This window comes from Cupriavidus sp. CER-90 (genome assembly GCF_057652055.1).
Map to the genome: position 1 here is coordinate 1,621,199 of NZ_JBYGYM010000001.1, position 21,435 is coordinate 1,642,633.

26 protein-coding genes are annotated in these 21,435 nt (G+C 67.6%); 6 read left to right on the plus strand and 20 right to left on the minus strand.

What is annotated here, in order from left to right:
* Position 1 precedes the first annotated feature (1 nt).
* From AC24R4_RS07260 to AC24R4_RS07280, 5 genes are read right to left on the minus strand one after another with little or no spacing between them, the layout of a single operon-like run.
* Positions 2-916, minus strand: a complete 915-nt coding sequence (locus AC24R4_RS07260; protein ID WP_487522605.1) for a TauD/TfdA dioxygenase family protein — start codon at positions 914-916, stop codon at positions 2-4.
* 41 nt (positions 917-957) lie between these two features.
* Positions 958-1,749 (minus strand): ABC transporter ATP-binding protein, encoded by a 792-nt coding sequence (locus tag AC24R4_RS07265; protein WP_153946885.1) that lies wholly within the window; start codon positions 1,747-1,749, stop codon positions 958-960.
* 21 nt (positions 1,750-1,770) lie between these two features.
* The gene (locus tag AC24R4_RS07270) at positions 1,771-2,568 is read right to left on the minus strand and encodes an ABC transporter permease (protein WP_487522606.1); all 798 of its coding nucleotides are present in this window, start codon (positions 2,566-2,568) and stop codon (positions 1,771-1,773) included.
* 10 nt (positions 2,569-2,578) lie between these two features.
* Complete coding sequence (locus tag AC24R4_RS07275; protein WP_487522607.1) at positions 2,579-3,421, minus strand: ABC transporter permease; 843 nt, start codon at positions 3,419-3,421, stop codon at positions 2,579-2,581.
* A gap of 2 nt (positions 3,422-3,423) precedes the next feature.
* Entirely contained in the window at positions 3,424-4,524 is a 1,101-nt protein-coding gene (locus tag AC24R4_RS07280) for an ABC transporter substrate-binding protein (protein ID WP_487522608.1), read from the minus strand.
* 197 nt (positions 4,525-4,721) lie between these two features.
* Here AC24R4_RS07280 and AC24R4_RS07285 point away from each other — a divergent pair, with 197 nt between their 5' ends.
* Positions 4,722-6,128, plus strand: a complete 1,407-nt coding sequence (locus AC24R4_RS07285; RefSeq protein ID WP_487522609.1) for a selenium-binding protein SBP56-related protein — start codon at positions 4,722-4,724, stop codon at positions 6,126-6,128.
* A 74-nt stretch (positions 6,129-6,202) separates the two neighbouring features.
* On the plus strand, positions 6,203-6,787 hold the full coding sequence (locus AC24R4_RS07290; RefSeq protein ID WP_487522996.1) for a hypothetical protein: 585 nt from the start codon (positions 6,203-6,205) through the stop codon (positions 6,785-6,787).
* Between the two features lie 4 nt (positions 6,788-6,791).
* Here AC24R4_RS07290 and AC24R4_RS07295 read toward each other — a convergent pair whose 3' ends face one another.
* Positions 6,792-7,256, minus strand: a complete 465-nt coding sequence (locus AC24R4_RS07295; protein WP_487522610.1) for a type II 3-dehydroquinate dehydratase — start codon at positions 7,254-7,256, stop codon at positions 6,792-6,794.
* A gap of 9 nt (positions 7,257-7,265) precedes the next feature.
* Positions 7,266-8,549 carry an MFS transporter gene (locus tag AC24R4_RS07300; RefSeq protein ID WP_400396497.1) on the minus strand — a complete coding sequence of 428 codons (1,284 nt, stop codon included), beginning with the start codon at positions 8,547-8,549 and terminating at the stop codon, positions 7,266-7,268.
* 182 nt (positions 8,550-8,731) lie between these two features.
* Between AC24R4_RS07300 and AC24R4_RS07305 the strand changes: the two genes are divergently transcribed.
* Entirely contained in the window at positions 8,732-9,517 is a 786-nt protein-coding gene (locus AC24R4_RS07305) for an IclR family transcriptional regulator (protein ID WP_487522611.1), read from the plus strand.
* Positions 9,518-9,562: 45 nt separating this feature from the next.
* On the opposite strand, the gene AC24R4_RS07310 is transcribed toward AC24R4_RS07305, so the two are convergent.
* The 5 genes from AC24R4_RS07310 to AC24R4_RS07330 form a co-directional block, all read right to left on the minus strand.
* Positions 9,563-10,447: an isocitrate lyase/PEP mutase family protein gene (locus tag AC24R4_RS07310; RefSeq protein ID WP_487522612.1), complete on the minus strand. Its 885-nt coding sequence runs from the start codon at positions 10,445-10,447 to the stop codon at positions 9,563-9,565.
* A 98-nt stretch (positions 10,448-10,545) separates the two neighbouring features.
* Positions 10,546-10,863 carry a putative quinol monooxygenase gene (locus AC24R4_RS07315; RefSeq protein WP_487522613.1) on the minus strand — a complete coding sequence of 106 codons (318 nt, stop codon included), beginning with the start codon at positions 10,861-10,863 and terminating at the stop codon, positions 10,546-10,548.
* Positions 10,864-10,885: 22 nt separating this feature from the next.
* The gene (locus AC24R4_RS07320) at positions 10,886-11,527 is read right to left on the minus strand and encodes a flavodoxin family protein (protein ID WP_487522614.1); all 642 of its coding nucleotides are present in this window, start codon (positions 11,525-11,527) and stop codon (positions 10,886-10,888) included.
* Positions 11,528-11,701: 174 nt separating this feature from the next.
* Entirely contained in the window at positions 11,702-12,271 is a 570-nt protein-coding gene (locus tag AC24R4_RS07325) for a hypothetical protein (RefSeq protein ID WP_487522615.1), read from the minus strand.
* Between the two features lie 30 nt (positions 12,272-12,301).
* Complete coding sequence (locus AC24R4_RS07330) at positions 12,302-13,216, minus strand: LysR family transcriptional regulator (RefSeq protein ID WP_487522616.1); 915 nt, start codon at positions 13,214-13,216, stop codon at positions 12,302-12,304.
* Positions 13,217-13,306: 90 nt separating this feature from the next.
* On the opposite strand from AC24R4_RS07330, the gene AC24R4_RS07335 reads away from it, so the two are divergent.
* A complete protein-coding gene (locus tag AC24R4_RS07335) occupies positions 13,307-14,074 on the plus strand; it encodes a sulfite exporter TauE/SafE family protein (RefSeq protein ID WP_487522617.1) in 768 nt (255 codons plus the stop codon).
* Between the two features lie 30 nt (positions 14,075-14,104).
* Here the strand turns inward: AC24R4_RS07335 and AC24R4_RS07340 are convergent, their stop codons facing one another.
* From AC24R4_RS07340 to AC24R4_RS07350, 3 genes are all read right to left on the minus strand, one after another.
* A complete protein-coding gene (locus tag AC24R4_RS07340) occupies positions 14,105-14,542 on the minus strand; it encodes a hypothetical protein (RefSeq protein WP_487522618.1) in 438 nt (145 codons plus the stop codon).
* Positions 14,543-14,551: 9 nt separating this feature from the next.
* On the minus strand, positions 14,552-14,968 hold the full coding sequence (locus AC24R4_RS07345; RefSeq protein ID WP_487522619.1) for a cupin domain-containing protein: 417 nt from the start codon (positions 14,966-14,968) through the stop codon (positions 14,552-14,554).
* A gap of 65 nt (positions 14,969-15,033) precedes the next feature.
* Positions 15,034-15,885 carry a class I SAM-dependent methyltransferase gene (locus AC24R4_RS07350; RefSeq protein WP_487522620.1) on the minus strand — a complete coding sequence of 284 codons (852 nt, stop codon included), beginning with the start codon at positions 15,883-15,885 and terminating at the stop codon, positions 15,034-15,036.
* 70 nt (positions 15,886-15,955) lie between these two features.
* Between AC24R4_RS07350 and AC24R4_RS07355 the strand changes: the two genes are divergently transcribed.
* The gene (locus AC24R4_RS07355) at positions 15,956-16,429 is read left to right on the plus strand and encodes a helix-turn-helix domain-containing protein (protein WP_487522621.1); all 474 of its coding nucleotides are present in this window, start codon (positions 15,956-15,958) and stop codon (positions 16,427-16,429) included.
* 82 nt (positions 16,430-16,511) lie between these two features.
* Positions 16,512-16,976, plus strand: coding sequence for a nucleoside deaminase (locus AC24R4_RS07360; RefSeq protein ID WP_092597388.1), 465 nt, complete (start codon positions 16,512-16,514; stop codon positions 16,974-16,976).
* A gap of 68 nt (positions 16,977-17,044) precedes the next feature.
* Here AC24R4_RS07360 and AC24R4_RS07365 read toward each other — a convergent pair whose 3' ends face one another.
* The 5 genes from AC24R4_RS07365 to sctQ form a co-directional block, all read right to left on the minus strand.
* Positions 17,045-18,031, minus strand: a complete 987-nt coding sequence (locus AC24R4_RS07365) for a Bug family tripartite tricarboxylate transporter substrate binding protein (RefSeq protein ID WP_400397025.1) — start codon at positions 18,029-18,031, stop codon at positions 17,045-17,047.
* 243 nt (positions 18,032-18,274) lie between these two features.
* A complete protein-coding gene (locus AC24R4_RS07370) occupies positions 18,275-18,427 on the minus strand; it encodes a hypothetical protein (RefSeq protein ID WP_400397023.1) in 153 nt (50 codons plus the stop codon).
* 84 nt (positions 18,428-18,511) lie between these two features.
* Entirely contained in the window at positions 18,512-19,249 is a 738-nt protein-coding gene (locus AC24R4_RS07375) for a helix-turn-helix transcriptional regulator (RefSeq protein WP_487522622.1), read from the minus strand.
* Between the two features lie 261 nt (positions 19,250-19,510).
* Positions 19,511-20,170, minus strand: a complete 660-nt coding sequence (sctR, locus tag AC24R4_RS07380) for a type III secretion system export apparatus subunit SctR (RefSeq protein WP_153946901.1) — start codon at positions 20,168-20,170, stop codon at positions 19,511-19,513.
* A complete protein-coding gene (gene sctQ, locus AC24R4_RS07385) occupies positions 20,167-21,306 on the minus strand; it encodes a type III secretion system cytoplasmic ring protein SctQ (RefSeq protein ID WP_487522623.1) in 1,140 nt (379 codons plus the stop codon). Before sctQ ends, sctR begins: the two co-directional genes overlap by 4 nt.
* Positions 21,307-21,435: the final 129 nt, after the last annotated feature.

Below are 21,435 nucleotides of genomic sequence, written 5' to 3' on the forward strand. Positions count from 1 at the left end.
GTCAGGCTGCCTTGCGTTGTTCGGCCACGGGCGCGGGCTTGACCGCACGGCTGGGTTGACCATCGACACTGACCGGCACGTCGCCGGCGATCGTGACGCGGCGCACGATGCGGTGCGCGTCGCCATAGTCGTTGATGGCGTAGTGCTGGGTGGCCCGGTTGTCCCAGATCGCCACGTCGCCAGCCTGCCAGCGCCAGCGCACCGTGTTCTCCAGCCGATGCACGTGGCCCTGCAGCAGCGACACCAGGTGCGCGGAATCGGCCGACGAATAGCCGAGCAGCTTCTTGACGAAATGGCCCAGTACCAGCGTGCGTTCCCCGGTCTCGGGGTGGACACGCACCACCGGGTGCTCGGTTTCATAAAGCGTGGACGTGAACAGTTCGCGATGACGGCGCGCGCCGGCATCGTCGGGCAGCGGGCGTGACGCCGCATAGTCGTAGTCGTTGGTATGCAGCGCCCAGAGCTGGTCTGCCAGCGCGCGCAGCGGCGCGGGCAGGTCCTGGTAGGCCGCAGCCGTGTTGGCCCAGACCGTATCGCCACCGGCGGCAGGCACTTTGACGGCGCGCAGCACCGATACCTGCGGATAGGCCAGGTCGAAGGTGACGTCCGTATGCCAGGAATTGGCGCGGCCGCCGTGTTGCGAGTCGAGTTCGAGCAGGACCGTGCCGTCGCGCGACGGTACCGTGGGGTGCGGCACCGGTGTGCCGAACAGCTTGCCGAAGGCCTGCTGCGAGGCGTCGTCGAGATGTGCCTGCTGGCGGAAGAACAGCACCTTGTGGCGCAGCAGCGCGGCGCGAATGGCGGCGAACGTGGCGGGCGGCAGATCGCCATCGAGACGGATGCCGCGCACTTCGGCGCCAATGCGTCCCGCAACGGGGTGGATATCGAGTTCGACCTGCGGCTGGGTTTGCGTCATGGAAGGCTCCGGGGGCGAGTAGGGCAGTGGATCGGCAACGTTCAATGGGACAGCGCGGCCTGGGCGCCGGGCGTGGCATGCAGCGCGCCAAATTCGCGCATCACCTGTTCGCGGGCCTGCGCGAACGCGGGCGACGCCCGGTCGCGCGGATGCGGCAGGCCGATCGGCAGCACGCTGCGGATGCGGCCAGGCCTGGGTTCCATGATGACCACGCGGTCACCCAGGAACACGGCCTCTTCCACATCGTGCGTGACCAGGATCATCGTGATGCCTTCGGCCTGCCAGATGCGCTGCAGCTCGTGCTGCAGGTGGGCGCGCGTGATGGCGTCCAGCGCGCCGAACGGCTCGTCCAGCAACAGCACTTCGGGCCGCGTCACCAGCGCGCGGGCGATGGCCACGCGCTGCGACATGCCGCCCGACAGCTGGTACGGATAGGCGTTCTCGAAGCCTTGCAGCCCGACCAGTTCGATATGCGACTGCACCGTGCGGAACCTGTCGCCTTCGCTGAGCTTGCTGTTGATCAGCGACAGCCCGATGTTCTGCGACACGGTCAGCCACGGGAACAGGCGATGCTCCTGGAACACGATGCCGCGCTGCAGGCTGGTGCCGGCCACGCGCTGCCCGTCCAGGCGGATGTCGCCGCGGTAATCGTCTTCGAGTCCTACCACCAGCCGCAGCAGCGTGGACTTGCCGCAGCCGCTGGCGCCGACGATGCTGACAAACTCGCCGGGGGCGATCGAAAGCGACACATCGTCGAGAACGGGCAGGGTCTTGCCCTTGACGTCGTAGTGCTTGTGCAGATGGGTGATGTCGAGTGTGCCGGCGTGTGGCATGAGGGTCTCCGGGATATCAGTTCAAGCGGCTGCGACCGAACGGCCGCGCCAGCGCAGCAGACGGGCTTCGATGCGTGCGGCGATCCAGTTCAGCGTGAAGCCGACCAGGCCCACGACGATCACGCCAAAGAGGACGAGGTCCATCCAGAAGTTCTCGCGGCCGTCGATCATGGTGTTGCCAATGCCCTTGCCCGCCACCAGCAGGTACTCGGCGCCGAGCGTGGCCAGCCACGCGTAGATCAGGCCCAGATGGATGCCGGCGAAGATCGACGGGGAGGCCGCGGGCAGCACCACGCGCCGGAACGTCTGCCAGCGCGAGAAGCGCAGCACGCGGGCCACTTCGAGCAGATCGGCCGGCACCGCGCGGATGCCTTCGAACGTGTTGAGCACGACCGGGAAGAACGCCGCCAGCGACAGGAAGACCACCTTGGCCGCATCGCCCAGGCCGAACCAGACAGAGATCAGCGGAATCCATGCGAACAGCGAGATCTGCTTGACGGTGTGGAACGTCGGCCCGACAAGCTTCTCGAACAGCCGGGACAGCCCCAGCGCCGTGCCGAACGCGAGGCCGGCCGTGGTGCCGATGGCGAAGCCGGCAAGGTCGCGCCACAGGCTGGCCTGCAGCGCGACGAACAGCCTGCCGGTGGTCACCTGCTCGACGGCGGTGGCCCAGACTTTCGACACGGGGACAAGCAGCGGCGACGTCGACCAGCCGAAGCGCACCGCGGCCCACCAGAGCAGGATCATCGTCAAGGGCAGGACCCAGCCGCGCAGCGCACGGGGGATACGGAGCCTCCTGCGGATGGCAAATCCGGTCATGGGCGGCTCCTCAGAAGCCTGGCTTGCGCCAGCGCAGCACGGCCTGCTCGGCCAGCGCCAACGCCTTGTCGAGCGTGAAGCCGACCGCGCCGACAACGATCACCGCGGCGATGACCATGTCGAGCTGGAACAACTGGCGCCCGTACACGATCATGTAGCCGAGCCCTTCCGACGAGGCCAGCAGTTCCACCACAACAAGTGCCAGCCAAGCGTGGGTCAGGCCGTATCGCACGCCGTTCCAGATCGGCGCCGCGGCGGCCGGGAAGACCACGCGCGCGAGCGTCTGCCAGCGCGTGAGCTTCAGCACGCGTGCCACTTCCAGATAGCGGGTGGGGACGTTGTGAATGCCCTTGTACGTGTTGATCGCGATGGGCACCAGCGCGGCCTTGGCGATCAGGATGATCTTCAGCGCCTCGTCGATGCCCACCAGCAGCATCAGCAGCGGCAGCCAGCCCAGCACCGGCACCTGGCTGAAGGCCTTGAACGTGGGATAGACGTAGTCGCGAAAGCGCGGCGACAGGGCCATCGCCGCACCCAGTGCCAGGCCACCAGCCAGCCCGACGGCAAAGCCACCGGCCACGCGCAGCGCGCTGACCTGCAGGTTCGACCAGAGCTCGCCGCTGCGATACAGGTCTTCCAGCGTGGCCAGCACGGCATCGGGCGCGGGCAGCACCTGCGGTGGAATCCATTCGAAGCGTGCGGCCAGATACCAGAGCCCGAGCAGCGCCAGCGGCACGGGCCAGGCCAGCAGCGTGGCGGTCAGCCAGTCGCGCCGCCATGCAGGTGCGGCAGGCGTTGCCGACGCGGATGGCACCGCGGAAGGCACGTTGATTGCAATCGGTTGGGCGGCCATGGTCACGCTCCCAGGATCTTGCCGTCAGGTTGATAGATGGGCCAGTAGCTCTGCAGGTGCAGGTCGTTGAGCGCGGTCTTCAGGTATCGCTGGTCGATCCACTGGTCGACGTCGAACCGCGCGCGGCTCAGGCGGAAGCGGTAGGCCTGCTCGCTGGCATCCTTGTAGCGGGAGACCAGGAACGGGTCGAAGTTCGGGTTCAGGCGCACCCGCAGCGGTTCACCGTCGAAATCCTCCTTCCAGTGGTCATACGGCGTGCCGGCGCGGGCCCAGGTGCGCAGCACCTCCTCGCGGTGGCTTTCGTCGGACGCCCAGCGGGCCGCCTCCACGGCGGTCTTCACGAACTGCTGCGTGGCCTCGGGATAGCGGTTGCTGAAATCCTCGGTCACCAGCACATGGCTCTGGCGCGTGTAGATCGGTGACTGGTTCTTGCTGCTGTACAGAATGCGCACGGCACCCTTGTCGCGCAGGCGCAGGATGTCCATGGCGCCAATCGCCGCGTCGATGTCGCGCGTGGACAGCGCAGCCAGATAGCCGGCCGTGTCCAGGTTCAGCAGCCGCAGATCCTTGTCCGTCAGGCCATTGGCTTCCAGTAGCCGCAGTGCCGGCAGATGCATGTTGGTGCCCTTGAACAGCGACACACGCTTGCCGCGCAAGTCGGCCACGGTCTTCAGCGGCGAATCGGGCGGCACGCCGATATAGATGTTGGCGCGCACGCCCGTTGCCAGTACCAGCCTGGTCTTGAGCCCGGCCGCGCGGGCCACGATGGCGGGCAGGTCGCCCTGCAGCGCGAAGTCGAGCTGGCGGTTGGTCAGCGCCTCGTTGACCGCCGGGCCGGCGCCCTTGAAGAAGAACCACTCCACGCGGGTGCCGGCTGGCTTGAAGGCTTCCTCGAACCAGCCCTTGGCATGCGCGATCGCCAGCGAACTGCCGGCAAACGTTGGCGGCGTGCCGGTGGCCGGTTGCGCCACGCCGATGCGGATCACGTCGGGGCGGGCGCTGGCCGCTGCACCGAACGTGGAGAACAGCGCGGCGGCGCCGAGGCCGTGTCGGGCGATGCCGCGCAAGGCGGCGCGGCGCGCGGGATTGTGGGGCAGGGACATCGGGGCGCATGGTTGTGATCGGACGGACCAAGATAAGCGCCCTTACCGCCGGGGCCGAAGGAATGAATTCGTTGCGCCATATCCGATGTGACGGCATATGGGCATGCGGATATCTTCGTTACCGCTGCGGGGGGCAGGCGCCTATGCTGGTAGATCGCACCGACGCACGTTGACCCCGACGTCAAGGAGGTTTCACCATGAACCTGCGGCCCGATCCGACCTTCCACGCATCGCCACGGCTCGCGATGCAAGCCCCGGCGGAAGCCTACGCGTACACGCTGCTGCTGAGCCCCGATGGGTCGCAGCCCGATGCGCTGGCCGTCGTCGATGTCAATCCCGATTCGCCGCGCTACGGCACCGTCGTCCACACGGTGCCGATGACGGGGCGTGGCGACGAACTGCACCACTTCGGCTGGAACGCCTGTTCGTCCGCGCTCTCGCCGCTGACCGGGCATGCGTTCCTGGAGCGGCGCTTCCTGATCATTCCCGGCATGCGAAGCTCGCGTATCTATGTGGTGGATACGAAGCCGGACCCCACGCAGGCCAAGCTCCACAAGGTGATCGAGCCAGAGGAAGTCTTCCGCAAGACCGGCTATTCGCGCCCCCACACCGTGCATTGCGGGCCGGAAGGCGTGTACGTGAGCACGCTGGGTGGCGCGGGCCCCGATGGCACCGACGGCGCACCTGGCATCTTCATCATGGATTGCCAGACGTTTGAAGTGCTGGGCCGCTGGGAGATCGACCGCGGCAAGCAGGACAAGCACTACGACTTCTGGTGGAACCTGCCGCGCGACTACATGGTGTCGAGCGAATGGGCGCTGCCGCCGCAGTTCGAACGCGGCCTGGTGCCCGAGGATCTGCTGGCCAACCGCTACGGGCACCGGCTTCATTTCTGGGACCTGCGCGGGCGGCGCAACGTGCAGACGCTCGACCTGGGCGCGCAGCACCAGATGGCGCTGGAGGTGCGGCCCGCGCACGATCCGGTGCGCGAGTACGGGTTTGTCGGCGTGGTGGTCGATACCACGAATCTGGAGGGATCGATCTGGACATGGTGGCGCGAAGGCGGCGCGTTCCATATCGAGAAGACGGCCACGATTGCGCCCGAGCCCGCGTCGCCGGACGATCTGCCCCCGTTGCTGAAGGGCTTTGGCGCGGTGCCGCCGCTGGTGACGGACATCGATCTGTCGCTCGACGACCGCTTTCTCTATGTGTCGTGCTGGGGCACGGGCGAAATGCGGCAGTACGACGTCAGCGATCCACGCAAGCCCCGGCTGGCCGGATCGGTACACCTGGGCGGCATCGTCCGGCGCACGCCGCACCCCGACGGCTCGCCGTTCGCGGGCGGCCCGCAGATGGTGGAGATCAGCCGCGACGGCCGCCGCGTCTACTGGACCAATTCGCTGTATTCCACCTGGGACGACCAGTTCTATCCGGACGGCGTGCCCGGTACGCAGGTGATGGCGCATGCCGGGGCCGATGGCGGGCTGACGCTCGACGAACGTTTCCGGGTCACGTTTCCCGATGGGTATCGGGCCCACCAGATCCGGCTGGAAGGCGGCGACTGCTCGACCGATTCGTTCTGCTATCCGTCGGTGGACGCTTGACTGCCACCTGGGAGCAAGCGGGGCTGTGGGCCGCCGTGCTGGCCAGCGGCCTGTACCACGGGCTCAATCCGGCGATGGGGTGGCCGCTTGCGGTGTCCGGTGCGCTGATCACGCGCAGCGCACGCGCGCTGCCGATGTCGCTCGGCTACCTGGGTGCCGGGCATGCACTGGCCATCCTGGCGCTGACGTTGCCGTTCGGGCTGCTGGTGTCGCTGGCGGCATGGGAGACGCAGATCCGCCTGGCCGCGAGCGTGCTGGTGGTGGCCTATGGCATTGCGCTGCTGCTCTGGCGCCGTCACCCGCGCGCGCTGGCGCGCATCCCACCATCGCGGCTGGCTTTCTGGTCGTTCGCCGTCGCCATTGCCCATGGGGCAGGGCTGATGCTGGTGCCGATCTACCTCGGGCTCTGCGTCGCGCGTGGCGATGGCGGACATGCAGCGGCCGGCGCGCTGGCGTTCGGCAATGCCGGCACCGCCGTGCTGGTGACGACCCTGCACACCATGGCGATGCTGGCCACCGGCGGCGGCCTGGCATGGCTCACGTTCCGCTACCTCGGCCCGCAGTTCGTCGCGCGCAGCTGGTTCAATCTCGATGCGGTGTGGGCGCTCAGCCTCGTGCTGGTGGGCGGTGCATCGCTGGCACTGCTGGCGACGGGATGATTGGCTACGCCTGCTCGTCGGGTCCGGCATCCCGCCCCCACAAATCATCCACCGCCCGCATCGCCAGCTGATACCCGTTGGCCCCCGCCCCGCAGATGACGGCCGTGGCCGCCACCGAGATCGTCGAGTGGCGGTACTCCTGCGAGCGGCGGTGAATATTGCTGATGTGGATTTCCACCACGGGCCGGCGGATCAGCTTGACCGCATCGAGCACCGGAATGCGCCCGAACGAGAAGCCCGCCGGGTTGATGATCAGCGCGGCGTCCTGAAAGTACGCTTCCTGGATCCAGTCGATCAGCTGGCTTTCGCTGTTGGTCTGCCGGAACACGCAGTCGAAGCGCAGGGCGTCGGCCATCGCGTGGCATTGCTGTTCGATGTCCTTCAGCGTGGTGCTGCCGTAGATGTGCGGCTCGCGAACACCCAGCATGTTCAGGTTCGAGCCGTTGAGGATGTGGAGTTTGCGTTGCATGGTTCGGCTTCAGTGCGCGTGGCTTTGGTCCAGTGCCGTGCCCCGGGTTTCGCGGGAGATGGCGATCATGATGAAGGAGAGCAGGTTCAGCGAACCGCAGACGGCGACGATGGCCCATGGCGATCCGTGGAATGTTTCGAGCAATGCAACCGCGACGATCGGCATCGGGCCGCCGGTCAGCAGGTTGGCGCCCGAGTACGAGAGCGCGGACCCGGTGTAGCGCGCCTCGGTCGGGAACGATTCGGCGAACCAGACCGGCTGGATGCCGCTCTGGAACTGCGTGAATCCGAGGAAGGCGCCCATGACGGCCATCGTCATCGCGTGCGAGCCCTGATTGAGGACCGGGAAGTAGATCAGGCAGCAGACCAGCGTGCAGAACGACCCCAGCAGCAGCGCGCGCTTGCGGCCGATGCGGTCGCTAAGCCAGCCGCCGGCCAGTGCGCCGACGATGGCGCAGGCGTTGGCCACCATCAGGAACATGAAGCCGGTCTGCTTGGGGACGCCCAGATTGCGCGTCAGGTAGCTGAGCGAGAAGACCACGATCAGGTAGAACAGTGCCGCCGGGCCGCAGAAGAACAGCGTCAGCCGCAGCGCGGTCTTCCAGTGATGACGGATCACCACGCCCAACGGATTGGCGGCGCGCACGCGCGTGCCGCGCTTGCGCAGGGCCTCGAAGGCCGGCGTCTCGCTCACCTTCATGCGGATGTAGATGCCGAGGATGACCAGCAGGAAGCTGGCCAGGAACGGAATGCGCCAGCCGTACGACTCGAAGTGCTCGGGCGACAGCGCGGCGGCCAGCGCGAACAGCGTCAGGTTGGCCAGGATCTGGCTCAGCGGCGAGCAGATGCCAAGAAAGCCCGAGTACAGGCCACGACGCTCGGCCGATGCGTGCTCCACGGCCATCAGCTGGGCGCCGGTCGATTCGCCGCCGAGCGCAAAACCCTGGACGATCCGCAGCGTCACCAGCAGGGCCGGTGCGACGATGCCCACCTGCTGGTAGGTCGGCAGCAGCCCCATCAGGAACGAAGACAGCCCCATTACCGACACGGTGATCAGCATCAGATTGCGGCGGCCCCAGCGATCGCCCAGGATGCCGCAGAGGATGGCGCCCAGCGGCCGTGCGGCCAGCCCCGCCCAGAAGCTGGCCAGCGAAGCCAGCAGGGACGCCGTCGGGTCCAGCGACGGAAAGAACAGCTTCGGAAAGATCGTGGCTGCGACCACGCCATACAGCGCGAAGTCGAACCATTCCAGGGCCGTCCCGACGGTGGCCCCGGCCACGGCGCGCCGGGCCATCCCGGGCTGTCCGGCCTGCGCCTGGGCAGGCGCGATGTTGGAGTCAGTGATCGCTGACATGGTTGTCTCCCCTTCTTTTCTATGAGTATCGGTGTCGATTGCCGCAGCTTGTGCGCACTGCTATTGTTTGCGCCGCAGGGCCGGGCCGTTCCGCACCGGAACGTCATTTCGCCATACGAAAAATGTCACTGAAGGCAGGTCTCCGGATTCTCGATTTCCTGGCGTCGCACGGCGAAGGCGCGGGGCTGGTTGCCATTGCAGAGGCGCTTGGCTTGCCGCGCAGCACCTGCCATCGCGTGCTGCATGAACTGGTCGAGGCGGGCTATGTCCGGCAGCTGGTGGACCATAGCCGCTACATCCTGACGATGCGCATGACGTCGAACGGGCTCGAATTCCTGAGCCTGACGGGCATTGCCGACATTGCCCAGCCCATCATCGAACGCATTGCGGCGCGCACGGGCGAACTGGCGCGGCTGTCGCTGGTGGACGGCGAGGCCATCATCTGGGTGGCCAAGGCCGACGGGCAGCGTACGGGTTTCCGTTATGACCCCGACATGGGCCTGGCGGCGCGGCTGTCCTGCACGTCCACCGGCCATGCCTGGCTGATGACGATGTCCGACGAAGCCGCCGTGGCGCTGGTCATGAAACAGGGATTCGGGCAGCCCAACGAGTACGGGCCCAACGCGCCCACCACGCTGAAGACGCTGCTGGGCTTCCTGCACGCCGCGCGGGTGCGGGGCTACGCGATGATCGACGAGGTATTTGCCGCGCGGATGGCGGCGGTGGCGGTGCCAGTGGTGCGCGGATCGCGCTGCATCGGCGTCATCAGTCTGGCCGGGCCGCGCACGCGCCTGACGGCGGCAAGGATCCACGAACACGCGGCCCTGCTGCGCGAAGCCGCCAACGAACTCGCTCAGCTCAGCAACATGGCCGGCTTCCTGTCCCGGCCGCCGCTCGGCAAAGGCTGAGCGAAAACCGGGGGCAGGGCCTGCCCCGATGGCCGCTTCCTGCGGTCAGTCGTCGCTCTTGTAACGGCCGTCGAGTTCGTCGTACAGCGGCTTCCTGACCAGCCGCTGCCGTTCGCCGAATGGCGCGACGATGGCCGGGTCTTCGGTCATCTGGCCGTTGGTCTGCAGCATGTCCAGCGCCTGCTGCATTCCCCGTACGGCCCCTTGCAGCGCGGCATTGGCGTACAGCACCAGGCCGTAGCCCAGACGCTCCAGCGCGTCGCGGCCCTGCACCGGCGTCTTGCCGCCGATCACGATGTTGATCAGCAGCGGCGTACTGAACAGCCCGGGCAGCCGTTCGATGTCCTGGAGATCCTCGATGGCTTCCAGGAACAGGATGTCGGCGCCGGCTTCGGCAAAGCGGTGGCCGCGATCGATGGCGTCGTCGATGCCATGCACGGCGGCGGCGTCGGTCCGGGCCACAATCAGGAAGTTGGGATCATCGCGCGCATCGGTGGCTGCGCGGATCTTGCCGACCATCTCGCCTGTGCTGACGACCTGCTTGCCGGCGAAATGGCCGCACTTCTTCGGCATGACCTGATCTTCGAGCTGGATGGCATCGGCGCCGGCGCGTTCCAGCGTCCGTACGGCGTGGTGAACGTTCAGCGCGTTGCCGAAGCCGGTATCGGCATCCACCAGCAGCGGCAGGTCGACGGCATCACGCACGCGGGCGGTGTGCTCGGCCATGTCGCTCAGGCCGATGAAGCCCAGGTCGGGCAGGCCGAACGACATGTTGGTGACGCCGGCGCCGGTCAGGTACAGGGCCTGGAAGCCCAGGTCTTCGATCACGCGCGCACTCATGGCATTGAACGCGCCGGGCATCAGCAGCGCCTTGCGCGTTGCCACCTGCTGCCGGAAGGCCTGTCTGCGGGAAGAGGCTTTGGAGGTCATGGGTGGGGGCTCCAGTCTGGCCGGGATGCCGGCGGGCATCCCGGGTGCGCACGTCAAAAGGGGGCGCGCAATGCAGGCTGAAGATTACACCCTGGCGGTCAACGCTTCAGGTATTCCTTGAGCGGGTCGAGCCATTCGATGGTGCGCGGGGCCTTGAGCAGCGTGGGCAGCGCGGCTTCGTACGCCTGCCGGTATGGCTTGGCCAGATGGCGGGTGCGGAAGTCCTCCGCCGAGCAGGCCCAGGTTTCATAGACCACCAGCGTGTCCGGGTCGTCGCTGGACCGATGCAGGAACGTGTTGATGAAATCGGGCTCGCCGGCCATGGTCTCCAGCACCTGATGCAGCTGGGCCTGCAGGGCTTCGCGATGCTCCGGCTTGCCCGGCAGGCGGACGATGAACGAGGTGATGTGGGGCATGTGGGTTCTCCGGGCGGGCGAATCAGGCGGCGGCCTTCAGTTCGACGACTCGCCCGGTGTCCAGCGCCGCCAACGCGGCGCGCCCGGCCTTCAGTTCGCGCGCGACTTGCGCCACGCGTGCGCCCAGGTGCTCGGCGGTACGCAGGTCGGCAGGCGGCGGCCCCATTTCGGCGCTCACGTCGGCATCCGACTGCGCGGCGGCACCGATGAAGAAGCCGTGGCGATTCAGGGTGTCCTCGGTCGAGGTCGAGCTGTTGTGCCCGGTCGCCAGGCCCAGGTTCACCCAGTGCATCTGGTGCTGGGCGGCAAAGATCGCCATTTGTTGCAGCGTGACGAGCTTGTCGCCCGAGCGTGACGCGGCGTTGGTGAAGCCCGCGGCCACCTTGTTGGCCCAGCGGAAGCCCTTGGCGAACACATTGCGCGACGTGGCATCCATGAACATCTTGAACTGTCCGGACGCGCTGCCCATGTAGGTCGGCGCGCCAAAGATGATGGCGTCCACCTGCTCGAGCTTGTCCCAGTACTGGTCGATCTCGTCGACGCTGATCAGCAGGGCGGTGGTATCCGCCGAGCCCGCCGCGCCGCGTGCCACGGCTTCTGCCTGCTTGGCGGTATGGCCGTAGCCGCTGTGGTAGACGATCGCAACTTGGGTGGGGGTGGTCATGTCTGGCTCCGGGTGAGAGGAAGGTGAAGCCAGTATGGTCGGGGCGACCTGTTCCCGGTAGGCACAGATACGGAAAAGGATTTTCAACCAAAAGTTGAAGTGGCGAAGGGGCCACCAAAGCGCCGGGCCGTCATCCGGGGCCGGCTGACGGCGCTGTGGCGGTCGCCGTCAGTGTCAGAGCGGCGCCGGCACTGGCGCCTTTGCCGGCGCCGCAGGCTGGGCGGGTGCCGGCGCTGACGGGGCCTTGTCCGAGTTGCTGTTGTAGGCAAAGTAGCGCGCCTTGGCGCCCTTGCCCCAGTACGCCACCGTGAATTGCTTGCCGTCGCGGGCGTACAGCAGTTCCAGGCTGCCATTGGACGCCGCCCATTCCGCGTAGCCGTTCTGGGCGTTCGGTTCGGTCTTGCGCTTCGATTCGTAGCGGGCGTCGAGCTTGTGGGTGACGTCGTCGAGCGCGGTGCGGTCGAAGGTCAGCGTCACCAGCGTCACCAGATCCTGGCCGTCGCAGTTCACCACCGCATGGGTCAGGCCCGGCAGGTTGAAGCGTTCCAGGCGCTTCAGCTCGAATGCGTCGCCGCCGGCCCATGGCGCCGCGCCGGTTCTTTCGCGATTCGGGCCCGGCGTCAGCCGTGCGCACGAGGTCTTGCCAAGCTCCAGGCCCAGCGGGGCGGCCACGCCGCCAGCGGTGGGCTGGGCCTGGGCGACGGATGCCAGCCCGACGGCGGCCAGCAGGATGAGGGTCTTCATGGGAATGCTTCCGAACGATGTCGCAAGATTTTACGGCTTTCCGGCGGGCGGACTTGAGGCGTCGGGCTCGCCGCTGCCGATCAGTTGGCGCGCCAGCAGACCCGCGTGCGGTGTCAGCGCGCCAAAATCGCGCGCGCACAGGAACAGCCTGCGCGTGGCCCACGGTTCCGACAGCGGCAGGATGGCCAGGCCGTGCGGCATCGACATGGCCAGCGCGCTGGACACGATCGAGATGCCGATCCCGGCATCGACCAGCATCGCCACATGCTCCACGTTGCGCAGTTGCACGCGGTAGTGCAGCTGGTGACCCAGCCGCGACGCGCGCTCGGCCAGGTGCGTTTCCAGTGCCGTGTCCGCCATGCCCACGATCGGCTCGCCAATGATGTCGGCGAAGGCCACGGCTGGCTGCGCGGCGATCCGGTGCCGGCGGCCGGCCACCACTACCAGTTGGTCCTCGGCGATGCGGTGTGTCTGCAGATTCGCGAAATCGGCAAAATCGGCCACGATGCCGAGTTCGGCGCGTCCCTCCACCAACGCCTGGACGATCTCGGGGCTCGGGCGTTCGCCCAGGTCGATCGACAGATCGGGATGCGCGGCCAGGAAGCGGCGCAGGTGCGGCGGCAGGAACGACGCCAGCGCGGCAGTGTTCGACAGCAGGCGGATACGGCCCCTGAGGCCCGTGGCATAGCTGCGCAGTTCGCCACGCATCTGCTCGACCTGGCCCAGGATGGACCGCGCGTGCCGCACCAGCGCCTCACCGGCAGCCGTTGGGCTTACGCCGCGCCGGTTGCGCTCCAGCAATGGCGCCCCCAGCGTGGCCTCCATGCCGGCAATCCGTTCGCTGACGGACGCCAGGGCCAGATGCATCGACCGGGCTCCCTGGGTCAGGCTGCCGCATTCCACCACGCTCAGGAACAGCCGCAAATCGGTCAGGTCGAAGCGCACCCCATCCTCCTCCAGCTTTCGGTTTTGCCGAAGTCTAGCACCGGAAAAGCCAGATTGCGGCGCCCCGGCCCGGTGGCTAGGATTCGCTCCATGGACCCCATTCTTCTGGTTTTTGGCGCGGGATTTGTTGCCGGTGCGATGAACGCGCTGGCGGGTGGCGGCTCGTTCGTGAGCCTGCCCGCCATGATTGCCGCCGGTGTGCCACCGGTTCAGGCGAACACATCGAGCACCGTCGCGCTGTTTCCGGGTGGCCTGGCCAGCGCCTGGGCCTACCGCGACGGGCTGGGCCCGGTGGGCGCGGTATCGCTGCGCACGCTGCTGGTGGCCACGCTGTGCGGCGGGTTTGTCGGGGCGATGCTGCTGCTGCGTACGTCGTCGGCCGCGTTCACATTCGTGCTGCCGTGGCTGCTGCTGATCGCCTGCGTCGCGCTGGCGTTCGGGCGGCAACTGGGCGAGGCGCTGCGCGCGCGCTGGCGCATCCATGCGCACGCAGTGCTGGCGGTGCAGTTCGGGCTTGGGGTCTACGGCGGCTATTTCGGTGGGGCGGTCGGCATCATGATGATTGCCATGTGGGGCCTGCTGGACAGCCGCGACCTCAAGAACCTGAACGCGCCGCGCACGCTGATGGTCAGCGCGGCCAATGCCGTGGCCGTGATCGCGTTTATCGTGGCAAACGCGGTGCGCTGGCCGGAAACGGTCGCCATGCTGATTGGCGCGGTGCTGGGGGGATATGGCGGCGCACTGCTTGGCCGCATGACGCCGCCGCGCGTGGTGCGGGCCGGCACGCTGCTGGCCACGTCGTGCATCACGCTGGCGTTCTTCGTGAAGACCTACGCGCCGGCGCTGATGCATCGATAGCCGGCGGCGGCCCTGGGGCCGCAGCGCCCGTCAGTCCACTTGCTCGATCAGCGCCGCGTCCATCATCGCGATGGTCAAGCCGGCTAGCAGCGCGAGGGCCGAGGCGATGAACCAGCGGACGGTCCTGCGGTACTCGGGAATGCTGTCGTCTTCCACGCGCAGTGCCCGGAATAACGCAAGGATCTGCAGCGCCACCGCCAGAATCAGGCAGGCCGCCGCCGCGAGAGAGCCCCGGCTCCAGTAGCCCGGGCTTTCGAACCCCCAGAAGCGCCAGAACGCCAGCGAAAACCCCAGCAGCACCGTGATCGCCGTGATGATGCCCTGCCGGAAGCCCGACGGCACGGTGAGCGGCAGCGGCGCGGGCGGCGGCAACGGCGGCCGGGATTGTGACGGGGATTGCGGCCGCGACGGTGATGCCGGCGGCGCAGTACCGTCCTGCCGTGGATCGGGGCTGATGTCGGATGGCATCCGCTGCGCCTACCGGCCGGGCACCGGCATTTCCACCATGGCCAGCGTGGCGATATTGCCGCCGATCACCCGGCTGCGATGGCCCTTGCCGCGCGTGTCGTCGAGTAACAGCGCCCCGCCGGGCACCAGTGCGCGGCGTTCGCCGTCGGAGGTCTCGAACTCCATTTCGCCGTCGAGCAGGAAAATCCACATGCGCATCGGCGCCGGGTGCAGGTCGCCCACCCAGCCGGTGGGCACCACCAGGAAGCCCTGCCGCACGGCTTCGTCCATGCGCGACACCCAGAACGGCGGTGCGGGCGGGGCAAAGTTGCGCTCGGCCATGTCGAACGACAGCGCGCCGAAGTGTGATTCGCCGGCGTCATCGGCATAGATGCGTCCGAACGCCAGCGTCGAATGGCTGACCGGGTGTTCCGTGGATGCGGCCATGGTTTGCCCCCTGTCGTGCGCGCGATGATGTACCCAGTCTAGTCGCGCCGCCGGGGGCCGCAACATCAGTCTCCGGCCTGCGCGTCGATCTGCCAGCACGCGGCCGTGTAGCGCACCGTGTCGCCCTGCACGAACGGCGCGAAGGCGGCACGCACGGTCTGGATGACGCGGGCACGGGTGGCTTCGTCGGCCGTCAGCAACCGCTGGCCCACCGAACCGAGCCAGCCAATGTAGTGGGTCAGGTCCGGCTCGGGCAGTTCGCACGGCACGTCGATGGGGCGAATGTCGATGCCGGACCATCCGGCTTGCGCCAGGATCGCGGCCACCCGCTGCCGGTCGGCAAAGGCGAACTGCCCCGGGGCGCCGGGCTGGCGCACGGGCAGGTCGGGCAGCAGCGGGGCGGCCGCCCGCTCGCCCGTGGTCATGAACGCATTCTCGGCCGGGCTGCGCCAGGCGATGACGCGCATCGTGGCGCCCGGCCGCGCGGCACGGCGCAGGTTGGCGAAGGCCGCCACGGGGTCGTCGAAGAACATCACCCCGAAGCGCGACGCGAAGTGGTCGATGCTGGCCGGTGCGAACCGGTGGGTTTGCACATCGGCCTGGACAAAGCGTGCCGCCACGCCAAGGCGCGCGGCGCGCTCGCGTGCCATGTCCAGCATCGGCGCCGAAATGTCGACACCGACACATTCGCCCCGGTCGCCCAGGCGCTGCGCGATGGCCAGCGAGGTGGCGCCGGTGCCGCAGCCGATATCGAGCACGCGGCGATGTCCGTCACCGGCCGGCAGGGCATCCAGCAGGATGGGCTCGAATGGCTGGAACATATGGTCCAGCAGGGTCTGGTTCACGACCCAGGCACGGCCGCCCGTGCCGTTCCAGAGGGTGCTCTGGTCGCTGTTGGTCTGCGGATTGGCAATCATCGTGCGTTCTCGCGGGTTCTCCAGGAAGGGAAGATACACTGTGCCAGTTCAAGTCCACTTGAGGTCAAGAGTGAATCCGCTCGACATCGCAGACGTGGCGCGGCAATCGGGCGTACCGGCGTCCACGCTGCGCTATTACGAGGAAAAAGGCCTGATCGCGTCCACCGGACGGCGTGGCTTGCGCCGCCAGTATGCCCCCGGCGTGCTGGACCGGCTGGCGCTGGTGGCGCTGGGGCGGGCGGCGGGATTTTCGCTGGACGAGATTGCCGCCATGCTGGCCCGCGACGGCCAGGTACACATCGACCGCCGCAAGCTGGCCGCCAAGGCCGATGACCTCGATCGCACGATACGCCAGCTCGTGGCGATGCGCGACGGCCTGCGCCACGCGGCGGCCTGTCCGGCGCCGGCCCATCTGGATTGCCCGACGTTCCGGCGCATCCTGCGCGCGGCCGCCAAGGGTGTCATCGGCGAGCGGACCCAGCCCGCCGTGCCGCGCAAGCCGACCCGCACGGCAGGCTCGCCCGACACGGCTTCCGGCCGGTAAAGCGCACCCGCCCTGCGCCGGGTACAGCCGGCAAGCGGTTATCATCGGCGCCTGCGTTTTCCGGAGACCAGACATGTCGAATATGTCGAATGCCCAGCAGTACCTGCGCGAAGCCATCCGCCTGGCGCAAGCCAACATGCAGGCGGGCGGGCGCCCGTTCGGGGCGGTGATCGTCCGCGACGGCGAAGTCCTGATGACCGCCGTCAACGAGATCCACAAGACCAACGATCCCACGTCGCACGCGGAACTGAACGCGATTCGCGCCGCCAGCCACAAGCTGGGCACACCGAGCCTGGCCGGTTGCGCCGTGTATGCCAGCGGCCATCCGTGTCCGATGTGCATGGCCGCCATGCGGCTGGCGGGCGTGACCGAAGTGGCGTACGCCTATTCGAATGACGATGGGGAGCCGTTCGGCCTGTCAACGGCGGCCATCTATGCGGATCTGGCCAAACCGTTCGCCGAACAGTCGATGAAGATCCAGTACCTGCCCGTGCGGCTGGAAGGCGAGGCGGATCTGTATGCGGAGTGGAAGCGGCGGCAGGGTTAAGCGCCTTGCCGCCGCCCCAAGGCCTGCTCCCGCGCGGCGGGAGGGCGTCGCGACGGGTGCCGCGGCGATCAGTCCAGCGTGATCTTGCCCGCCTTCACGATCTGCGCGTAGCGCGTGGTGTCGCGCTCGATCAGCTTGCGGAACGCGTCCGGCGTACCGCCCACCGGGATAAAGCCAAGTTCGGTAAGCTTCCTCGCCACGTCGGCGCTGCGCGTGGCGGCGGCGATTTCCCTGGCCATGCGGTCGATCACCGGCTGCGGCGTGCCGGCCGGGGCCAGCAGGCCTGTCCACGAACTCATCACGAAGCCGGGGAAGCCCGATTCCTCCATCGTCGGAATGTTCGGCTCGCCGGGCCAGCGCCTGGCGGATGCCACGGCCAGCACGTTGATCTTGCCCGACTTGACGTGGGGCATCGGCACCAGCAGCGGGTCGAAGGCCACCGACACCTCGCCGGACACCAGTGCCGGCAGGATCGGCGCGCTGCCGTTGTACGGCACGTGCGTCATCTTGACCTTCGATTCCATCGCCAGCCGTTCGCCGGTCAGGTGCGCCGAGCTGCCGACGCCGCTGGAGCCGAACGTCAGCGTGTCGGGATGCTTCCTGCCGTAGTCCACCAGTTCGGCCACGGTCTTGACCGGCACCTTCTTGCTGGCGAACAGGAACAGCGGCAGCTCGGCCATTTCCGCCACCGGGGTCAGGTCCGACGGCTTGTAGCTGAGCTTCGAATACAGCGACATGTTGGCGCTGTATGCGGCCAGCACCGACACGAAGGTGTAGCCATCGGGTGCCGAACGCGCGGCCACGCCCACGCCCAGCGTACTGTTGGCGCCGGGCTTGTTCTCGATGATGATGGGCTGGCCCAGGCTCTGCGAGACGCGCTCGAAGACCACGCGCGACACGGTGTCGGTGGAACCGCCCGGCGTGTAGGGCACGATGACCTTGATCGGCTTGGTCGGCCAGGCCTCGGCGGCCAGGGCGCCGTGGGCGGTGAACATGGTGGCGATGGCAACAGCCATCCCGCACGCCACGCGTGCGGCTTGATGCTTGATACGCACTACATCTCCTTCACTGATATTCTTCCGCGCCCGGTGGCATCGCCCCGGGGCTCTATGGCCGGGCAGGGCCCGGCTTCGCGGATTATCGGTGAGGACATCTGCAGCCGAAGTCAGGGTCAGCCCCGGTTTTGCGAGGCACTGTGCGATAGCCGCACCGATGCCGTGGCCGGCGTGCTGCAGGGCAGGCTCGCCAGCGCCACGCCGCGAAAGAGATCCCGGCGGCGGCCGCCGGTATGGCCGCCATCATGACACAGCGCCGCGCCGGTCAGTCGATGCGTGCCCCGGCGCTGACCACGACGGGCTTCCAGGCTGGTACTCGGCCACCACGAACTTGCCGAACGCATCCGGCGCCAGGGTCATGGCCTCGGCCCCTTGCTGCGCGAGCTTGTTGCGCATGTCGGGCTGCTGGGCGAGGGCGGCTTCAAGAAGCGGATTACGCGTATGAGATGGCGCGCCAGTGGGCGCTGCAATTGCGCCGCGTCAGGCGGCTTCGGCTGCCGCCGAGATCGACGTCAGCAGCGCGCCCCGTTCGCGTGCCACGAAGACCGCCTCGGTCTTGTTGCTGGCCGCGAGCCGGCGGTAGATCTGCAGCGTGTGGCTCTTCACCGTGGGCACGGAGATATGCAGGCGGCGGCTGATCAGCTTGATCGACATGCCCTTGGACAGCAGCACCAGCACGTCGTACTGACGCTGCGTCAGGCTCAGCAGCTGCGCCTCGGTGACGAACTCGGGCAGGCGCGTATCGGACAGGCGCGCCTGGACGGACATGGGCAGCACGATGGCAGCGTCGCGGGTCGCCGTCGGCGGGCTCACGCCTTCGCCAGGCAATGCCGCGTAGGGCGTGCCGGTGCAGCATCCCCTGCGCATGGCGCCGATCATCTTGCGCAGCGTTCCCTCGATGGCCTCCAGCGAGGCGTTTTCCGGCAGCCAGGACAGCAGCGGCGGGATTTCGCGCGGGGGCATCCATTGCACCGTGCCGCCGGCGCTCAGGTACAGCACGCCGCGCACATCGGTAGCGGTCCGCAGCAAATCGAGCATGGCTGCGTCGTACCCCTGCAGCAAATCGCCCACGATCAGCAGTTCAATGCCGTCCAGCGTGAGGCCTCGCACGGGGCCGGGCGACATCAGACAGGAATGGTCGATGTCCTGAATGCGGTATAGCACCTGCTGGATACCAAAGCCGATCAGTGGCCGGGACTCTACAACGGCTGCCTTCATGGTGTCGCTCCCCTTTCTTCTGGATTTGGAAGCGACGGAGGCGCAAGTTCCGTTCCAGCCACGCGAACGCACCGGAGACCGCGTGCTGCTGTGTACTTCCGGCACGGCGCCGTTACGCGTTACGTAACGTTGGGCAGTGCAGCGGCGGCGTTTTTTACGTTTTTGCCGATCGATCCTTAACGGACTGTTAATTCTGCAACGCCGTGGCCGCAATGACTGGAATGACTGTGTGCCCTCCGATGGTGGGGTACGGTTGAGCGGCTACCTGTATGACAGGACCAGGCCCTGGATCAGCTGCGTCCAGCCTTCGAGCATCACGAACAGCAGCAGCTTGAAGGGCACGGAGATGGTGGTGGGGGCAATCATCGACATGCCCAGCGCCAGCAGGATGGCCGCGACGATCAGGTCCACCACCACGAACACCAGGTAGACCACGAAGCCGATCTGGAACGCGCGTGTCAGCTCCGACAGCGTGAAGCTTGGGATCAGCACCATCATGTCGTCGGACTTCAGGTCGTCGGCGCGCCCTTCGGGCCAGATGCGCTTGGCGGACTGCACGAAGAACGTGCGGTTGCGTTCCTCGGTGTGCTTGACCAGGAAGGACTTGAGCGGCCCGCTGACCGCGTCGTAGACCGCCACCACGTCCTGCACGTTGAATGCCGCGTTCGATTCGGCGCGGCGCTTCATCGCATCGAACGCATCGGACCCGATCGGCGCCATGATATAGGCGGTCAGGATGATGGCGATGCCGTTGAGCACCATGTTCGGCGGCACCTGCTGCAGCCCCAGGGCGGCGCGCAGCAGCCCGAACACGATCACCAGCTTGGTGTAGCTGGTGACCATCAGCGCAACGAACGGCGCGATGCCGAACGTCAGGATGATGGTAAGGATCAGTACCGGGTTGTAGAGACCGGTGCTCATGCATCGCCTGCCGCGAACGTGGTGACGCGCACGCCCAGCCGGTTGCCCACGGCGATCAGCGTCCCGGTGCCAATGCGGACGCCGTTGGCGACGATGCGCACTTCGCTCTGCCTGAGCGGCTGTGGCAGTTCGAATACGAAGCCGGTGCGCACGGTGCGCAGTTCCGCCAGCGGCAGCGCCACGCCACCCACTTCGAAGCGCAGTTCCACTTCGAGCCCGTCCAGTTGCGCCAGCGACGCTGGCGCGGCATCCGGATGCGGCATGCCCAGCGTGTCGGTTGCTTCCATGTGTGCTCCGTTTTGTACGTTGAGATCCTGCAATGCGGTCACGCGCCGGCCTTCGGCCAGCGCCGTCCAGTGCGCGCCGCGACGCCCGGTGCCGCAGCGCACCAGGAATCCGCCCGCCTGCGACTGCCAGTGCTCGATGCTGATGATGTCGCCGGGCACGATGCCGCGCATGTCGCCGATGGCGACCGTGGTGGTGCCGATGCGCACGGCAATCGGTATCGGCAGCGTGTCGAACCGCTGGCCGGCATCGGGCGGCAGCATCGGCAGCGTCCGCGTCAGCCGGGACAGGCATTCGGGCTGGTCGAGCTGCAGGACAGCGTTCAGCCGCTTCGTTGCGCTGCCGCCGTCGTCATCGCCCACGGCGGTCAGCATCAGCCCGAAGGCAGCAAGATTCGACGGCCACCCGGCTGCGCCCGGCTGCCATGTCAATGGATCCCCCTGCACGGCGGCCAGCGCATGCGCCAGCGGCGCGCAGGCGTCGGCCAGCAAGGCATAGCGCAACAGTTCGGGCAGCGACGCTGCTGTGCCCGGCTGGCCCAGCAGCATCTGTTCGGCGGCGGCATCGAGGCACAGCCGCCCGTGCACAGACCCCAGCGTGAAGCGGTAGGCGTGCGGGCCCGGCGCGACAAGATCGGTATCGACGGCATCGCCGGCATCGCCGGCATCGGCGCGGACAAAGCGCAGGTGCCAGTCGCGCCCGACCAGGCGCACGGGCACCGGCGCCACGCAGGCGAGCTGGTTGGAGAGCCGCGCCATGTCGGGCTCCACATGGGGAAAGCCGGCGACCGCGTCAAGATCGGTGATCGGCGGCCTGCCAGCGGCATCGGCGGCATGAACGGTCAATGGCATGGAACGAAATCGGGCGATCGTCGCGGCGATCAAACTGCCGCCAACGATACGCAGGCGGGTGCTGCCGCGTCCACTACGAGCCCTTGTAGGGGCGCCGATGCCTTGCCGGGGCGGCGCTACGAATCCTCG

What these genes read in the sequence shown, in the direction of transcription:
- AC24R4_RS07260 (WP_487522605.1), bottom strand. Translation starts at nt 916, where the DNA reads ATGACGCAAACCCAGCCGCAGGTCGAACTCGATATCCACCCCGTTGCG.
- AC24R4_RS07265 (WP_153946885.1), bottom strand. Translation starts at nt 1,749, where the DNA reads ATGCCACACGCCGGCACACTCGACATCACCCATCTGCACAAGCACTAC.
- AC24R4_RS07270 (WP_487522606.1), bottom strand. Translation starts at nt 2,568, where the DNA reads ATGACCGGATTTGCCATCCGCAGGAGGCTCCGTATCCCCCGTGCGCTG.
- AC24R4_RS07275 (WP_487522607.1), bottom strand. Translation starts at nt 3,421, where the DNA reads ATGGCCGCCCAACCGATTGCAATCAACGTGCCTTCCGCGGTGCCATCC.
- AC24R4_RS07280 (WP_487522608.1), bottom strand. Translation starts at nt 4,524, where the DNA reads ATGTCCCTGCCCCACAATCCCGCGCGCCGCGCCGCCTTGCGCGGCATC.
- AC24R4_RS07285 (WP_487522609.1), top strand. Translation starts at nt 4,722, where the DNA reads ATGAACCTGCGGCCCGATCCGACCTTCCACGCATCGCCACGGCTCGCG.
- AC24R4_RS07290 (WP_487522996.1), top strand. Translation starts at nt 6,203, where the DNA reads ATGGGGTGGCCGCTTGCGGTGTCCGGTGCGCTGATCACGCGCAGCGCA.
- AC24R4_RS07295 (WP_487522610.1), bottom strand. Translation starts at nt 7,256, where the DNA reads ATGCAACGCAAACTCCACATCCTCAACGGCTCGAACCTGAACATGCTG.
- AC24R4_RS07300 (WP_400396497.1), bottom strand. Translation starts at nt 8,549, where the DNA reads ATGGCCCGGCGCGCCGTGGCCGGGGCCACCGTCGGGACGGCCCTGGAA.
- AC24R4_RS07305 (WP_487522611.1), top strand. Translation starts at nt 8,732, where the DNA reads ATGTCACTGAAGGCAGGTCTCCGGATTCTCGATTTCCTGGCGTCGCAC.
- AC24R4_RS07310 (WP_487522612.1), bottom strand. Translation starts at nt 10,447, where the DNA reads ATGACCTCCAAAGCCTCTTCCCGCAGACAGGCCTTCCGGCAGCAGGTG.
- AC24R4_RS07315 (WP_487522613.1), bottom strand. Translation starts at nt 10,863, where the DNA reads ATGCCCCACATCACCTCGTTCATCGTCCGCCTGCCGGGCAAGCCGGAG.
- AC24R4_RS07320 (WP_487522614.1), bottom strand. Translation starts at nt 11,527, where the DNA reads ATGACCACCCCCACCCAAGTTGCGATCGTCTACCACAGCGGCTACGGC.
- AC24R4_RS07325 (WP_487522615.1), bottom strand. Translation starts at nt 12,271, where the DNA reads ATGAAGACCCTCATCCTGCTGGCCGCCGTCGGGCTGGCATCCGTCGCC.
- AC24R4_RS07335 (WP_487522617.1), top strand. Translation starts at nt 13,307, where the DNA reads ATGGACCCCATTCTTCTGGTTTTTGGCGCGGGATTTGTTGCCGGTGCG.
- AC24R4_RS07340 (WP_487522618.1), bottom strand. Translation starts at nt 14,542, where the DNA reads ATGCCATCCGACATCAGCCCCGATCCACGGCAGGACGGTACTGCGCCG.
- AC24R4_RS07345 (WP_487522619.1), bottom strand. Translation starts at nt 14,968, where the DNA reads ATGGCCGCATCCACGGAACACCCGGTCAGCCATTCGACGCTGGCGTTC.
- AC24R4_RS07350 (WP_487522620.1), bottom strand. Translation starts at nt 15,885, where the DNA reads ATGATTGCCAATCCGCAGACCAACAGCGACCAGAGCACCCTCTGGAAC.
- AC24R4_RS07360 (WP_092597388.1), top strand. Translation starts at nt 16,512, where the DNA reads ATGTCGAATGCCCAGCAGTACCTGCGCGAAGCCATCCGCCTGGCGCAA.
- AC24R4_RS07370 (WP_400397023.1), bottom strand. Translation starts at nt 18,427, where the DNA reads ATGCGCAACAAGCTCGCGCAGCAAGGGGCCGAGGCCATGACCCTGGCG.
- AC24R4_RS07375 (WP_487522622.1), bottom strand. Translation starts at nt 19,249, where the DNA reads ATGAAGGCAGCCGTTGTAGAGTCCCGGCCACTGATCGGCTTTGGTATC.
- sctR (WP_153946901.1), bottom strand. Translation starts at nt 20,170, where the DNA reads ATGAGCACCGGTCTCTACAACCCGGTACTGATCCTTACCATCATCCTG.
- sctQ (WP_487522623.1), bottom strand. Translation starts at nt 21,306, where the DNA reads ATGCCATTGACCGTTCATGCCGCCGATGCCGCTGGCAGGCCGCCGATC.